The 14,894-nt window shown below is 30.3% G+C and carries 11 protein-coding genes and 1 pseudogene; 3 read left to right on the forward strand and 9 right to left on the reverse strand.

Going from position 1 to position 14,894, the window contains the following annotated elements; translation table 11 throughout:
* Window positions 1-72: 72 nt before the first annotated feature.
* From MRU_RS09935 to MRU_RS09945, 3 genes and pseudogenes are all read right to left on the reverse strand, one after another.
* Window positions 73-1,248: an AI-2E family transporter gene (locus MRU_RS09935; RefSeq protein WP_143714334.1), complete on the reverse strand. Its 1,176-nt coding sequence runs from the start codon at window positions 1,246-1,248 to the stop codon at window positions 73-75.
* 109 nt (window positions 1,249-1,357) lie between these two features.
* Window positions 1,358-2,167: a dihydroorotate dehydrogenase electron transfer subunit gene (locus MRU_RS09940; RefSeq protein WP_012956783.1), complete on the reverse strand. Its 810-nt coding sequence runs from the start codon at window positions 2,165-2,167 to the stop codon at window positions 1,358-1,360.
* 21 nt (window positions 2,168-2,188) lie between these two features.
* Window positions 2,189-3,095: pseudogene (locus MRU_RS09945) on the reverse strand (dihydroorotate dehydrogenase).
* 269 nt (window positions 3,096-3,364) lie between these two features.
* Here MRU_RS09945 and MRU_RS09950 point away from each other — a divergent pair.
* Together MRU_RS09950 and MRU_RS09955 are read left to right on the forward strand one after the other, a co-directional pair.
* Window positions 3,365-4,645 carry an NOP5/NOP56 family protein gene (locus MRU_RS09950; RefSeq protein WP_012956785.1) on the forward strand — a complete coding sequence of 427 codons (1,281 nt, stop codon included), beginning with the start codon at window positions 3,365-3,367 and terminating at the stop codon, window positions 4,643-4,645.
* Window positions 4,646-4,779: 134 nt separating this feature from the next.
* Window positions 4,780-5,430, forward strand: a complete 651-nt coding sequence (locus MRU_RS09955; RefSeq protein WP_012956786.1) for a fibrillarin-like rRNA/tRNA 2'-O-methyltransferase — start codon at window positions 4,780-4,782, stop codon at window positions 5,428-5,430.
* Window positions 5,431-6,456: 1,026 nt separating this feature from the next.
* Here the strand turns inward: MRU_RS09955 and MRU_RS09960 are convergent.
* The 6 genes from MRU_RS09960 to MRU_RS09985 form a co-directional block, all read right to left on the reverse strand.
* Window positions 6,457-7,677, reverse strand: a complete 1,221-nt coding sequence (locus tag MRU_RS09960) for a phosphopantothenoylcysteine decarboxylase domain-containing protein (RefSeq protein WP_012956787.1) — start codon at window positions 7,675-7,677, stop codon at window positions 6,457-6,459.
* A 152-nt stretch (window positions 7,678-7,829) separates the two neighbouring features.
* Window positions 7,830-8,393 (reverse strand): PsbP-related protein, encoded by a 564-nt coding sequence (locus MRU_RS09965; RefSeq protein ID WP_012956788.1) that lies wholly within the window; start codon window positions 8,391-8,393, stop codon window positions 7,830-7,832.
* 179 nt (window positions 8,394-8,572) lie between these two features.
* Entirely contained in the window at window positions 8,573-9,307 is a 735-nt protein-coding gene (locus MRU_RS12000) for a hypothetical protein (protein WP_012956789.1), read from the reverse strand.
* 383 nt (window positions 9,308-9,690) lie between these two features.
* Window positions 9,691-10,518: a prephenate dehydratase gene (gene pheA, locus MRU_RS09975; RefSeq protein WP_012956790.1), complete on the reverse strand. Its 828-nt coding sequence runs from the start codon at window positions 10,516-10,518 to the stop codon at window positions 9,691-9,693.
* 317 nt (window positions 10,519-10,835) lie between these two features.
* Entirely contained in the window at window positions 10,836-11,636 is an 801-nt protein-coding gene (locus MRU_RS09980) for a CBS domain-containing protein (RefSeq protein WP_265101236.1), read from the reverse strand.
* A 349-nt stretch (window positions 11,637-11,985) separates the two neighbouring features.
* Window positions 11,986-12,906 (reverse strand): CBS domain-containing protein, encoded by a 921-nt coding sequence (locus tag MRU_RS09985; protein WP_048812515.1) that lies wholly within the window; start codon window positions 12,904-12,906, stop codon window positions 11,986-11,988.
* A gap of 718 nt (window positions 12,907-13,624) precedes the next feature.
* Here MRU_RS09985 and MRU_RS09990 point away from each other — a divergent pair.
* Entirely contained in the window at window positions 13,625-14,737 is a 1,113-nt protein-coding gene (locus MRU_RS09990) for a DNA polymerase subunit beta (RefSeq protein WP_012956793.1), read from the forward strand.
* The last annotated feature ends 157 nt before the right edge of the window (window positions 14,738-14,894 follow it).

Genomic DNA, 14,894 nt, shown 5'->3' on the forward strand with positions numbered 1-14,894 from the left:
TTAAGAATTTAACAAGTTTTAAATAATTTTAAATTTTTTCTTCAATTTCCAAATCCAAATCTTTTGAAAATTTTAAATTTTTTCTTCAATTCCCAAATCCAAATCTTTTGAATCTTCATTAGAATCCTTTTTATCATCAGAAACTTCATCAAGATTATCAGAAATTTCTTTTACATCTTCACTATCACCATCATCAGAACCCTCTTCATCTCCAGAGTTCCAATTATCCTTTTCTAATTCTTCTTTTAAAGACTTAATAACAGCATAACAAACTCCTAAAATTAATGGACCTAAAATAAACCCTACAATTCCAAATACATAAGGGCCGGCCATAAATCCAACCAAAAGAATCAAAGAAGGCATATCTGCATAGTTACTTGCCAATACAGGACGTATATACATATCACTTAAACTGAGAACAAATCCCCACAAAACTGTTAAGACTGCTTGAACAATATCTCCGGCTACAAATATGGCGTAAATGGCTAAAGCCCAATATACAATCCAAGGGCCAAATATAGGAATCAACTGAAATATTCCAGTGATTATTCCTAAAAACAAAGCAAATTTATAGCCTAATAAGTAATATCCTACACCGCCCATAACACCAATTATAACTGCAGTCAAAAAGTGACCGTAGAATATTGACTTCAATACATTAGCAATTTCATAGAAAGTTCTATCAAAGAAAGCCTTATGCTCATTAGGGATAAATACAAAGATATTTTCCCATATAAGGTCTCCATCACGAGTAAAGTAATAAATTGAACAGATTAATACAAATAATTGAATTAAAACATTAGAAAATCCTTTTACCAATTTAACTGTATAAGCCAATACATAAGATAAAGCGCTTTCCAAACCAGTAGATAGAGAACCCATATAAGGTTTAATGAAGCCTTGCAATTCAACTGGCAAATTACCAACGAAGGCATTTAGGGCATTATTTATATCCATTCCAGCCAAATCACTAGAATTAAAGAATACATCTGCAAAAACTGTAATTTCATAAAATACATATGCAAATAGCAGTATCAATGGAATTACAACAAGGATCAATGCTAAAAAGATAGAAATCGAAGGATATTTAATCTTTGTTTGAATCTTATTAGCAATAGGTGTCAAACCATATGCAATCATGGCACCTAAAAGGACCATATAGATTACAGGTCGAATGGTAAAAAATGACAATACCAATAAAATTATTATGATAAATATGTGTAATGCATACTTATTTTTTAGTAAAATCTATCATTTCAATCACTATCTATAAAATAAACTCCCAATAGGAGTTTAAAACTCTTAAACAAATAAATAATAAAGTTATAAAATTTTTTCTATTAATTATCAAATTTATTTAATAAAACTCTTTTAATCCAGAAGCGGTTCTATGGAACTCACCGAATTCAATTATCTCAGACATCTGATCTGTAGAAAATACAGGGCCTTCAACACAGATTCTCCATCCTGTATTGTCCACACAGCATTGGCCGCATACTCCAATGGCACATTTCATATATCTTTCCATGGAATACTCTCCATCAATCATATTTGATTCCAATGTGCCGTATAACGGCTTCATCATAACTTCAGGACCACAGACAACAGCCCAATCATACTTTTTCATAGCCATTAGCTCTATAGCCCTATGGGTTGCAAATCCCTTAAATCCGCAGGACCCGTCATCAGTGCAAGTGTAAACGGTTGCCCCTTTTTCCTTTAATCTTTCATCAAATAAGAGCTCGTCCTTTGTCTGGGCTGCACATACAACATCAACAATCGCCTTGTTTTTCAATGCCTCTTCAGCAAATGAAGCAATAGGAGCCATTCCTACTCCTCCACCAATTGCCAAGACTTTCATGTCTCTTAAATCAGTGTCAAAGCCATTACCATAAGGTCCCCTAAGACCTAATCTGTCTCCAACTTCAAGGCTGTGGAGCTGATTGGTAAATTCCCCAACATTCTTTACTGTAATTCCCAATTCTCCTTTAGCTATGTCAATATAGGAAATGGACATTGGCTTTTCGTCATTGAAATTCCAAACCATTACAAACTGGCCTGGAGTTGGAATGTTTTCACCTACCATTGTCCAATCAAAAATAAAAGTCTTAATTGAAGGAGTTTCTTCTATGATTCTTTTAATTTCTAAAACTTGTGGCACATTCATCTTATCACCTTTAGAAACTAATTATTTATGAGCATAAGCCACCATATCTTCGATAGAGCTAAATCCGCTCTCATCTACAAATTCTTCCAAGTCATTTGCGGATTCTGCCAAATATTTCAGGACCTTCATACATAATGGATGTTCCTATTTGAACTGCACTGGCACCTGCATACAAGAACTCTACAACATCAGTGTAGTTGCGAATGCCTCCAACACCTACAATAGGAATGTCTGTTGCCTCATAAGCGTCATAAACACATCTAACAGCAATAGGCTTAATTGCAGGGCCGCTCATTCCACCAAACTTATTGGCCAAAATAGGATTTCCAGTTATAATATCTATTTTCATTCCAGGGCCTAATGAATTGATTAAGGTCAAACCATCAGCTCCCCCTTCTTCAGCAGCAATAGCTATTTCAGAAATATTTGTTACATTTGGGGTTAATTTTGCAAGAACAGGAACGCTGACAGTATCCTTTACTGCAGAGACAAATTCTCTTGTTAAATCAGGATTTTGACCGATGGAAGCCCCATATCCTTCCATTGCATGAGGACAGGATATGTTCATCTCAATCATGTCAACCAAACTTTCAATCTTGCCTGCAACATATGAAAATTCATCAGGAGTTGCTCCATAGATTGAAGCGATTGATCTGCCTTTGATTCTATTTACAGATTCCAATTCCTCTATGAATGCATCAACGCCAGGGCTTGAAAGTCCGATAGCGTTTATGATACCTCCCTCAACAGCTACAGTGGTTGGATTTTTGTATCCTTCGTTTGGTTCCTTTGAGAAGGACTTTGATACAACTGCACCTGCACCAGAATTTAAAATCCAATTAAGAGAAGATGCATGGCTTCCCAAAACACCTGCAGCAAGCATTAATGGATTTTTTAAACTAATTCCGCATAATTTAGTTTTTAACATTATTAACCTCCAAATTGTATAATAATTTAATTTTAAACTGAACTTTTTAAAATCTAAGATTTCGATTTAATTATTAATTTCCCAAATATTAGATTTGTGATAGATTTTTTATTAATTTCCTAAATATTTTATATTTAGCATAATAGTATTTTTATTAATTATACTATTTTAATTTATGATTAACATATGATATATAATATTTGATTTTTTTTAAATGAAATTCTAAAAATTATGTAAAATATATTAAAAACAAAATGCAAAATAAAACTATGGAATACTATATAACACAATTTATTGCAGGATTTATTGCTTTTGATGAGGATTTGAAAATAGCCAATTATAAATTATTTGATGATGAGAATATTGTTTCAAATAATCTTAAAATTGAAAATAAGGAATTATTAGAAGAGGAGATAGAATTAATTAATGAACTGTCTTCTGATGATTCTACAATCATTATAGAAACAAGAAAAAGAAGATCCCAATATAAAGAGCTTGACAATTATGAAAATATAATAGTTGAGACTCCAAATAAAGGTGGAGAACACTTAAGAAATAATTTAGAGAGCATTCTATTGGAAATTGGCTTTTTAAATGATGATAAAGAGAATATCGATGATGTAGAAGAAAATATAAGTAATTTAGAAGAGCCAAACCAAGAAAAATACTCTGAAATTACAAAAATTTATGAGGACATAGCTAGCCTAAAAGTAAAAGAGTCCTCACAAGAAGAAGATAAACTACTTATTCAAGCAATAAACACTGTAGATGACCTTGATGAATCAATCAGCAAATTAGTGGAACGTATTCGTGATTGGTACACCATCTACTTCCCTGAGATGGACACTATAGGAAGCAATGAAACATATATCAAATTAATTGCAGAAAGCGAAAACAGGGAAGACATCATTAAAAACCATAAAGAGCACTTTGATATAGACTTGGATTTCAGCACTGGAGCAGACATAGAAGAATATGACTTAATTATGGTAAAAAGCTTTGCAGAGTCTATCTATTCACTTCAAAGGTCTAGAAAAGACTTGGAAAAATATATAGATACTAAAATGGAAGAAATTGCACCTAACTTAAGAGATTTATTAGGCCCTACACTTGGTGCAAAGCTTATCGCTCACATTGGAAGCATAAAAAGATTAGCCACTTATCCTGCAAGCACCGTTCAAATAATGGGCGCTGAAAAGGCCATATTCAGACATTTGAAAACTGGAGAGAGACCTCCAAAGCACGGTTTGATATTCCAGCACCCAAGCGTAAGAGGTGCGAAATGGTGGAATAGAGGAAAAGTCGCTAGAAATCTAGCTTTAAAAATTACTTTAGCCGTTAGAAAGGATGTCTTTAGTGGAGAATATGATCCAAAAATAGCTGAAGACTACTTGAAAAAGGTAGAAGAGATAGAAAAAGAAAATCCTTTCCCTAAAAAGACAAGCAGCCGAAGAAAGTCTGAAAGACAGATGGAAAAAGATAAAAAGTCTAAAAAGTACAAGGGAAATAAGAAAAATAAGAAGAATAAAAAGAGAAAGAAAAGGAAATAGCTTTTTTTAAAAAAAGTATAATACTACTTTAAAAAAAGAAGAATGAAAATTATTGATTTTATAAAAAAAGCTTAAAACTTATTGAATTATACTAAAAACTAAAAATAAAGAATTTAAACAACAGAGTGAGAATAATGGAAATATTTTTAAAAGATCAAGACATAGTCACAAGGAATCTAAGGCCTGGAATCAAGGTCTATGATGAAAAGCTAATCCAAGAAGAGGGTAGCGAAATCGAATATCGCAGCTGGAATCCTAGAAGGTCCAAATTAGCTGCGGCATTATTAAACGGTTTAGAAAGCTTAAAATTAGAAAATGACTCTAAGGTATTATATTTAGGAGCATCTACCGGTACAACTGTCTCACACATTTCAGACATTGCATATGACGGATTGATTTATGCAGTGGAATTCTCACCTGTAAGCATGAAAAAGCTAATTAGACTCTCTAAGCAAAGACCAAACATTGCTCCCCTTCTTGAGGATGCGACCAAGCCAAAAAATTATTTAAACAAGGTCGAAAAAGTGGATTTGGTCTATTGTGACGTTGCTCAGGAAAAACAAAGCGAATTATTCATGAATAATATGAAATTATTCCTAAAGGAAGATGGACAAGGCCTCATTACTATAAAAGCAAGAAGCATAGACGTTGTTCAGAAACCTAAAAAAATCTTCAAGGAAGAGGAGAAAAAATTAAAAGCTAATGGTTATTCCATTCTTGAAAAAATTAAGTTAGAACCTTATGAAAAAGACCATATTGCTTTTTTAGTTGAAAAATCTTTCTAAAAGATACCACCATCATTTTTCAAGAAAAAATTTTTTAAAAAACCATACAAAATCATTTTTATTTAAGATAGATTATTAAAAGATATCCAAATAAAAAATCAATACTATTTTTTATAAGATTTTTTATAAAAAGAATGAAAGAAAAACTAAAATTAATATGAACAAATATTTAAAAAATGATAAAAAAAATAATTAAAAATAAAGGTTTTTAGCTCTTTTTAGCCATTTTAAAGCATTATAATATAAGTATTACTTTTTTATGAAAACTCAAAAACTAAAATTATTTTTACCATATTATTTTCATAATCTGATTAGGAAAATCTATTTAAAATCTAAAATAGGCAATTGATAATTAAGTATGATTGACTTGAGAAAATAAATTGAAACCATATATAAAATAACTAATAATTTAATATTTCCATATCATACGAACAATATGAAAAAAGTATTACTTATGAAAGCTTTTTATATGATAAAATAACAAATATATAATTGCTAATGCAATGCAAAAAAAGTTCATAAAAATATCCTCTAAGTTTATTCACTCATAATATTACTCCATAATTACAAAACTTAGAGGATTGAACTTTTAAAGCCAAATAACTATTTTTAAACTCTTTTTCTATAAAATTTTTAAAAAAATACTAAAATTTTTCCCTATTTTTAAAAATAAGTAAAAACAACTATTTTCTTAAAAAAAGTAATACTTTTTTGATAAATTTCTTAAAATAAAAAGCACTTTAAAACTAGTTTTAAAATTCAATATATTTTTATTATTATATTCAAAAAATAAGGAATTTAAATAGAAAAATTGTAAAAAGCTAAAAAATTACTTTGAAAAAATAAGAATTAAAATAGGAAATAAAAAAATCACATTGAAAAAAAATAGAATTCGAATAGGAAATAAAAAAAAATGACTTTGAAAAAATAAGAATTAAAATAGGAAATAAAAAAATAGAAATTAGCACCATCATCTAAAGATTAGAAAAGCACCAATTATAAAAAAAGATTAAAAGCAAGAAATAGTTAAATTTTATTAGCGATTTCCTTAAATATTGATTTAGCTATCTCAGACTTGGAATTAAGACCTACTTTTTTAATCTCATCACTTACAAGAATCACTTCATTGGAATCAGATCCAAACTCACAGCCCTTCTTATAAACATCATTTGCAACAACCAAATCTGTACCTGCGTCTTGCATTTGAGTTTTAGCACATTGAATCATTCTTTCCTCTGGAATATTATACTCTGCCTTAAATCCAACTAAAAATATGTCTGGATTAATCTTCTTTATCTGATGAATAATCTTGGCAACAGGTTCGAACTCTAAGGAAAGATTTAATGATGAAGAAATCTTATAATCCTCCTTAACAATAGGAGCAAAGTCTGAAACTGCAGCAGTGGCAATGAATACATCAAAATCTGGAACCAATTCAATTGTCTTTTCGCTCATAACGCTACTGGATTTTGCATCAATCACATCAAAGACCTTAGGAATCTCCACTTCATGATGTGCAGCAAGGATTTTTAAATTAGCTCCAAGCCTATAAGCCTCTTTAGCCAATTCAAGACCCATCTTACCAGAGGACCTATTGGATATTCCCCTAATAGGATCTATCTCTTCAAATGTTCCACCTAAACTTATCAAAACATTTAATCCTGCAATTTTAGAAAGCATTTCCATATTTAAATCTTCAATTTCGCTTTCATCTAAAGAATCGTCAGTTAAATTCTTTTTAACCCTATCAAGATTAACAGTGCGAATGGATTCAAGAACAATATCCCCAATAGCTGGGAATTTTGCCTTGCCCTCATCCAAGCGAGGATTTAAGAAAACAATTCCCTCTTCCTTTAGCTTTGCCACATTCTCACTCACTGCATCATACATTGAATCATGCATAGATGGAACAAATACGATAGGAGTGTCATGGCCATAGGCAGTTATCAGAAGGGTGTTTACAGGATTATCTGAAATTCTATAAGCGAATTTACTTATTGTATTTGCAGTGGCTGGAGCAACTAAAATTAGGTCTGCTTGAGAATATTTAACATGCTCAATCTTTCCAGTGAGCTCTAGAACAACCTCTTGACCTGTTGCAAACTCTAAAGCATTTGGATGAATGATCTTTGTAGCCTCTTGGGTCATAAATGCCTTGACTGAATGGCCTTGACGCTTAAATTCACGAGCTAACTTAACAGTTTCCACTGCAGCTACACTGCCTGTTACACATAATACAATTTCCATATAATCACTTCAAAATAAAAACAAAATTAAAAAATTAACTTAAAAGAAAAGAAAAAAATTTTAATGCAAATAGAAAAAACAATTAAATTATTAAATTAATGCAAATAGAAAAAATCAAAAAATTAAATTAATTAGAAACTAACTAAATTAATCTAATTTGTTGAATTATTAAATTTAAGATTATTTATTATAAAGTCAAAAGTGCTTTCTTCCTCTGCAAACTTGCTCTGTGGCGCAGTACATAAGATAACATAAAGGTCATCCCCTTGCTTAAACCAAATGGCCTTATGCTGTTTTAAAAAACCGGTCTTACTTGAGGTATAACCTGCTTCCATACCTTCGGTACCTGCAATTGACACATTTCCTTCATATAGAATATCGTAAGAAGAGTCTCTTCCTAAAGCTTTATAATTATTATTGAATTCATACGAAAGAGAATTATAACTTGTTTTCTTTTCAATATTTATATTAACACTACTAAAACCCGCTGAGTCTTTAGAAGCAGGGTCTGCAGCTGCTATAGCTGTAGTATTAGATTCAGATTTCGCTTCCACCCAATCACCTGGAATTAACATTGTAATTCCATTTTTGCTTATCTCTATAGACTCTTGGGACTTATCTACAGTATTTTGAGAGTCCTTATAGTTTTTATAAACTAAAGAACCTCCAATAACCAATATAACTATTATAAAAATAATACCAATAATCTTTTTCATAATTTATCTCCAATGGAAAATAAATACTTAAATAACTAATAAATTTAATAATCGCTTAATATAAGCATTTTAAAACAAATAAATAAAAATCCATTCCAATAAACGCCAAATAAAAGCAATTATTAAAACAATAAAATTAATAAATCGTCGAATAATTAAAATTTAAACTAAAAGGCTTGCTAATCAATCGATACCGAACCAGAACCACCACTGGAATAGCCAGAACCTCCACTAGAGTAAGAAGAACCTCCACTAGAATAACCAGAGCCTCCACTTGAATAGCCAGAACCTCCGCTAGAATAACCAGAGCCTCCACTTGAATAACCTGATCCGCCATAGGAATTATAAGAATTATAAGAACTTCCACTAGAATAATCGCTTGAATAAGAGTTTGAGGAGTATTTAGTATAATTTGAAGTACGATTGTACTTATAAGTCTGTTTTACTTCAGGAAAAGCTGTGTCATTAATTGTTGCACTAGCTGTAATAATATCTCCTACATCACTATTTGTATTTTCGCTAAATATTCCAAAGCTAATTCCAGCACCAAATGCAAAAAGCAAGAAAATAACTGCTAAAGCAATATACCACGGGCTAGTTCCTCCGCTTTTGGTTTTCTTTCCTCTAGAATTAATATTATAAGATTCAGGATTGTGGATGTATTTTTCAACTAAACGTTCATCCTCATCACGACTTTTTTGATAATTAGCATCTTCATATTTTGAATAAGGGCGAGGAGAAACCTTCTTTTTGCCTTGCATAGTCCTTATCCTATTGCTAGTATCAATTGTATCGATCTTATGCCTATACTGGTTTGAAAGATAGATGTATTTCTCTTCGGAAATCAGACCATCATTATAATCTCTTTCAAGATTCTTTAAAATCTGCATAAGCTTCATTTTATCTTGATTCATATTTTACCTCCTATAAGTTGATTATAGAATTTAAAAATATTTATAAGAATTAATAATTGTTAAAAATTAAAAAAATTCAAAATTCAATTTCTTTTCAAGAATTTTGATAATAAATATTTTGTTTATAATATTATTATATATTGCTTTTATATATTATAAATACTCTTATAAAAAACTGAAAAAATTATTAAAAATTCGAATTTAAAAAAGGAAACCTTATAAAAAAAACTAAGAATAATTAAAAAAATAACTAAAAAAAAAGTTAAAAAAAGAAATATGAATTAATAAAAAAAATAGAGCCTAAATTAAAAAAAAACAGAATAATGATAAAAATAATGATAAAAATAATTAATAAAGTAAAAAGAAAAGAATTTAGAGAAATCTTAATCGAATAGTTCTCTAGAATAAACTGGATAAGAGCCTAAAATCTTAAAAAATGAAGTGTTGTCCTCCAAATTATTTAGAATTTTAGCAATATTCTCATCCAACCTATGACCTTCCAAGTCAACAAAGAAAATATAATGGCCCAATCCTTCTTTAGATGGACGTGACTCAATTTTAGTCAAGTTAATGTTTTCACTGGCAAAATAACCCAATAACTCATAAAGTCCACCAGGCTTATCTTCAAATAATGAAAAGGAGATGGAAGTCTTGTCATTTCCGGTAATTGGAGAATCTTCAGTATCCAAAACCACAAAACGAGTCTCATTATTATAATTCTCTTGAATGTTTGTGTCAATGACCTTTAAATCATATAATTCTGCAGCCTTCAAAGTTCCAATAGCTGCATCCTCCCCAGTTTCAGCCACATGTTTAGCTGCAGCTGCAGTGCTTAAAGTATAATGGGCGACCATATTGTGCCTTTCAAGATAAGGCTGGCATTGCCCTAAGGCTTGAGCATGCGAATAAACGTTTTCAACCTCATCCACTGAAATATCAGAGGCCGCCAATAGATTATGATTGATTGGAATGATTATCTCATTTCTAATCTTCAAATCAAAATTATGAATCAATGAATCTAAAGTTAGACTAACTGGACCTTCTATAGAGTTTTCAATTGGAACAAGCCCATATCTGCATTCCCCTCGCTCAACTGCATCCATTACAGACTGTATGGAACAGTATGAAATCAAATTATCGCTAAGCAGTGATGCAGCTTCGTGAGAAAATGTTCCTTGAGGGCCTAAAAATGCAACTTTATCATTTATCATATGAAAACTCCTATTAATTATAAAGCTAGTTAACTATTATTTTATTATTTAATTTACTATCTTTAATTTATTTCTTTTAATATAAAAAAATATGGTATAAAAACTAAAAAAAAGAGTTTGTAAATTAGTAAATGAATAAAAAAAGTACAATAATGAAAGTTAAATCTTAGTAAATAGAGTTAAGATCTTTATAAAAATAGCTTAAAAATAGCATGAAATCTTAAGAAAATAGTTTAAAAAAAATAAAAAAAAGAACATAAGGAAACCCTTATGTTAAAAAAATAAATTAAAATTAATTATTGAGTAAAAAAACCCAATTATTGAGTTTCCATCTCATAAATTAATTTTAAAAGGTCTGACTGAGTAACGATTCCTATAATCTGATCATTTGAATCAACTACAGGATAACCATTATATCCAGTCTCCAACATTGCATCTGCAAGTTCAGGAATACTTGTATCTTCACTAATTGTCTGAACGTTTGTAGACATATAATCTCCTGCAACCAGTTCCTTAATCTTGGAAGCCATATGCTTTTCAGGAGTGTGTTTCCTAAATGAAACCAATGCTTTTGCAATGTCTTTTGAAGTAATAATTCCTGCAAGTTCGTTATCTTCAGTCAATAATAGACGTCCGACTCCAGAGTCCATGATAACTTTTCTTGCATGAATCAAACGGTCATTAGCAGATATTGAAATAATATCTGGTGTCATAATATCTTTAACTGAAACCTTTTCATAAGCTTTTGCCTTACAAAGGTATATGAAATCAGATTTAGTTACAATTCCAACCATTTCACCATCTGATAAAACAGGAATGGCACCTATATTCTTTTCAATTAGAATATTAGCCACATCTGTCAAGTCATCATCTGCATCTACAGTAATCAAGTCTTTTACCATAACTGTAGATACATGGAAATGAGAAGGAGCTAAATTACCATATTTAACTGATCCTAATTTATTAGCTATATCTTTTTCTGAGATAATTCCAACTAAAGATTTTTTGTTTTCATTGGTACTGGTAACTGGTATTCTTGACAAATTGTCCTTATACATCATTCTTAGACAGTCACAGATATTTAAGTTTTTATCAATTGATACCACATTTTCTGACATTATATTTTTGATTTTCATTTTAATCCCAACGATAAATTTGAGATAGCTATTAAACTAAAAAATTATTCAAAATTGAACAATGAATATCTTATCAATAATAGCATTATCAAAGATATAAACTAACTACTTACCAATAGCTATCTCTTAAAGTTCAACAATAGCTATTTTGTTCTAAAAATTAATTTAAACACTTCAAATAATTAAATTTCCTTTAGAACAATGCAAAATCCTAACTTAATTAAGTATTAAAATAATTAAAATAATTATTCTTAAAAAGGAATTTTAAGAACAATATTTAACTTAAAATAATCGCTCTAAAGACCATATAAAGAATAATTAAATCATTTATCTACTTTTTACTAAGTACAGCATTTAAAATATCTCTTTCTGTGATAATTCCTACAAGCTTGTTATCATCCACTACAGGAACACCACCAATGTTCTTTTCAGCTAATAAATCACATAAATCTCCTAATTTAACATAAGATTCAGTTACTGAAATATTAGGTTTCACAATATCAGAGATTTGCCTTTTCAATACATCCAAACCACTGTTTGAGGTCATGGATGCAAACATTTCCTTATCACCGAAGAATCTTAAAATATCAGTAGAAGTTACAATACCTACTAACTTGTCTTCTTCAACTACAGGAATTCTTCTTAAGTTGTTTCTAACCATAATCTTAGAACAACTTTCAATAGGGGTTCCGCAAGTAGTTGTGATAACATCTTTAATCATGAGGTCCCCAACAGTTTCATTGGTCAAGGAGCCTGCAAGTGCTAAAGCAAAATCTCTTTCAGTGACAATTCCCACCAATTTACCTTCCTTATCAACGATAGGTAAAGATCCAATACCATTTTCAGTCATTTTTGTGACACTTTCCCTAATAGTAGCCTTAGGGCCAACAGAAATTACTCCACGAGTCATAATTTCCTTGACTTGATCATTGATTGCAGCCAAGAAATTATCATTGTGTTTCTTTTCTATTATGTCAAATTTACTTCCTCCTCCAAGGAAATCAAGAATATCCATAGCTGTTACGATACCTAAAAGTTTATTTGAACCAGGTTGAGTCACTGGCAATCTTCTGAATTCATGTTCTATCATCATTTCAGCAGCTTCTTTGATTGTCTTGGTTTGAGGAATGCTAATGACTTCTTTTTTAGCTAAAGTCATGATTTCGCCTTCATTTTCAGCCACTTTGCTTTCATGTTCAACAGAACCACGATTCATAGATTTTCTCAAATTTTTAGTGCTTTTGTCTTTCATTTCGACACCTCCGAATTTACTAAGTCTTTCAGGTCTAAACTACAAATATCTATTCTTTAAAATAAAAAAAATAAAAATTCATAATTTAATTTAGAAATATGGATTTGTGGGAAGTTCTAATGTATCATTAATTCCATCATTAAATTTTCGCATCTTGAAAACTCTATTAGAATTTTAAATTTTAACTATTTAATTCCATCATTAAATTTCCGAATCAAGAAAATTCTATTAGAATAACTTATCATTGATTCCATCATTAAATTTTCAAAGGAAAATTCTATTAGAATTTTAAATTATAAAAATTTAAAAAATGATATAGAACTAACTACATTTTTAATTATGTTATGCTTATTAATATTATTATCGATTTTATTCTAAAATTGCTAAATTTTCACATCAAAATTGTTTCAATGTTGAAGCAAAATTGATGTGAAGATGTGAAAAATCCATGAAAATTAGGCTGAATTTTACAGGGTCAAATCAATTTTGACTTAAGCGTGTTAAAAAATTGAAAATATGGTATGTTAAAACTAAGAAAATATGGCGGTTAAAAATATGAAAATATGGAAATAATTCTAATTAATTAATAAAAAGAAGATAAATTGAAATTTAAAATAGCAGTCCCAAAACAATAAATATAAAACATAATTAGTATAAATAAAACAATATAATTAAATAAAATTATTCTAAAAATTACCTAAATTTTAAAGGGATAAAAATGGCTGAAATAAAAAAACAAGTTAGAACAAGAGATTTCATAATTAGTACAGACGGATTATTATTCGCTTCAACAAACTACATTCACCCTGAAGATAGAATCATTTCATTCTTAAGATACATTCCAGACGAGAACGGAGACAGAGAAAAGGATGGAATCAAATACTCAAAGGTAGGCTCAGATGAAGCTTATGCCTATTTAAGGGAAAACCACCCGGATTACTTATATTTCTGCGATGTGACAAATGTTGAAATGATGGGAGTTCCAATAGATAAGGTCGAAAGAATCATCAAGCCTGAAGAGAGACTTAAAGGTCTTAGGGAAACCTATATCCCAATTATCAATGAAAAGCTAGAAAAGGGAGAGGATTTGGATTATAAGGAAGAACTTATGAGCAAGCTAATAGATCTTTCAGACTTTTTCCACTATATGGCTAGCATTGACTACAACGACCTTGGAATATCAGGATCAATATTGCCTGGCCTTCAAAAGGCAGGAACCTCAGACCTAGACTTCGTTGTATTCGGTCTTGAAAATCATAGAAATGCAATCAAGGCATATAAAGAAAACAAGGACAAACCAGTATACATTGAAGAGCTAGACAAGGAAATCACATTAAACAGAATCAATGACGACTTCTGGGACTTTGTCTATGACAAAAGAATAAAGGACGATAGCCTCACCAAAGAAGAGTTTGCTTGGTATGAAGAAAGAAAGAGCAATAGAGGCCTTATCAGAGAAACCCTTTTCGATATCTTGGCAACCAGAAACTATGATGAAATCGAAGGAACCTGGGGAGACACAGTATATGAACCTGAAGGATTTGCCAAAGTCAACTGTACAATAAAAAGCGCATTAGGAGCATTTGACAATCCTGCAGTATATACAATCGAAGATGTGGAAATACTTGAAGGACCTGACATTGAAATTTCAGAGCTTGCATCATTAACCCACACCTATGCTGGAGAGGTAATCGACGGAGAGGAAGTTGTTGCAAGAGGAAAAATAGAAAAGGTTCTTAAAAATGGAGAGTTCGAGAAATATAGAATTCTTGTAGGAACCACTAGAGAATCCTTGAATGAATATATAAAGTTAAGAGAAAGCCCTGTATAAAATTTAGAATAAAATAAGAAAAAGTTCTAAAAAAATTAAAAAAAAACTAAGAGAAAAAGCTACTAAAAAAATTAAAAAAAAACTAAGAGAAAAAGCTCTAAAAAAAATAAATAAAAACTAAGAGAAAAAGCTCTAAAAAAAATAAATAAAAATAAAA

Source organism: Methanobrevibacter ruminantium M1 (assembly GCF_000024185.1).
GTDB lineage: Archaea > Methanobacteriota > Methanobacteria > Methanobacteriales > Methanobacteriaceae > Methanobrevibacter > Methanobrevibacter ruminantium.